This is a genomic window from Geobacillus sp. ZGt-1, assembly GCF_001026865.1.
Lineage (GTDB): Bacteria > Bacillota > Bacilli > Bacillales > Anoxybacillaceae > Geobacillus > Geobacillus thermoleovorans.
On record NZ_LDPD01000156.1, the window covers coordinates 1 to 1473 of the forward strand.

The following is a 1473-nucleotide window of genomic DNA, read 5'->3' on the forward strand; positions in this document are numbered from 1 at the left end:
AAAAAAATGCATAGTAAACAAAATTGCAGAAACCATCCAAGGGCAGTTGGCAGATTTGATCCTTCTTGAGTTAGACTTGGCCACCATGCAGTGGCATATTGACGAGCCGCCTCTACCTCAATAGCAATAAGACTAGAATAAGCAATTAATGTTATGGATCCTAAGAGATATCCCATAAGTGGACCATGAGAATAAACTGGGTATCGAACAACACCACCCGCACGTGGAACAGAAGCACCAAGTTCACAATAAACCAATCCCAATAGTAGAACTGCTATACCGCCTATAACCCATGATAATATACCGGCTGGTCCTGCAATGGCAGAAACATGGCTCGCCGCAAAGAGCCATCCAGAACCAAATATAGCTCCAAATCCTATCCAAGTAAGATCAGACAATGAAAGTTCTCTTTTAAACTTGCCTTGGTTTGACATTTAACTTCACCCCTCCGTTTAATGACAATAATTTATTTTTTATCAGCCGGATAGAATTAATCCAGCTGATTTCTTATATCGTTTATTAATAGGGTGCAAACATGTCTATTACACGAAAAACTAGACTAATAAAAACTAATTGGTATGAGTAGTAAAAAGGATTAATGACTGATCGGCATCGACGGTATGAGTAAAAATCCCCCTTTTAGCGGGTCCTCCTCATTGTAGACAAATTGATGCATACCTGTAACCCATGCAGATCCAGTAATTTCTGGTATAACCGCATCAAACTCTTTTATTTTTGTGACATCGACTATCTTTGATTTGAAAAGGCTTCCAATAATACTTTCATGAACAAAGAGTTCATTAATTTTTATTTCATTGCGCGCGTACAATACGGCAAGTTTTGCTGAGGTGCCTGTGCCACAAGGTGAACGGTCGATTCCTCCTGGCGGTACAACAACTGTATTTTTGCAATGTGCCTCTTCATTGGTAGGATCCGTATAAAACTCAATATGGGTTAATCCCTTAATAAAAGAGTGTTCAGGGTGAACAACATCAGTTATTTGATTGATTGTATCGCGAATTTTAACGGCAGTATCGATAATTTTTGCTGCATTGCTTGGTACAAGTTCTAACCCAATTTTTCTTGCATCGATAATGCCATAAAAATTTCCTCCGTAGGCGATATCGCAGTAAACTTCTCCTATGTTTTCTACGTCAACATGTATGCTTTTTAATAGGAATGCGGGGATGTTGCGGAAGGTTACTTCTTTCGCTTTACCATTTTCTACTTTAATTCTTACTTTTACCAAACCAGCCGGTGTATCTAGTTTTAAATCAGTATAAGGTTCTTGAACTGGTACTAGGCCTGCCTCAACTAATGCTGTACAAAAACCAATTGTATCGTGCCCACACATTGGCAAATAGCCGCCGGTTTCGATATAGATTACACCCACATCCGCTTCAGGGTGACAAGGCTCCATAAGCAAAGCACCTGACATCACATCATGACCTCTTGGTTCAAACATAAGGAATT

At 39.4% G+C, this 1473-nt stretch carries 2 protein-coding genes; both read right to left on the reverse strand.

Annotated features, from left to right (window positions below; translation table 11 throughout):
• On the reverse strand, window positions 1-434 hold a 434-nt coding region (locus VU18_RS17715), incomplete at its 3' end, for an APC family permease (RefSeq protein ID WP_152668867.1).
• Window positions 435-595: 161 nt separating this feature from the next.
• Window positions 596-1465, reverse strand: a complete 870-nt coding sequence (locus VU18_RS16245; RefSeq protein ID WP_082218548.1) for a proline racemase family protein — start codon at window positions 1463-1465, stop codon at window positions 596-598.
• Between the last annotated feature and the right edge of the window lie 8 nt (window positions 1466-1473).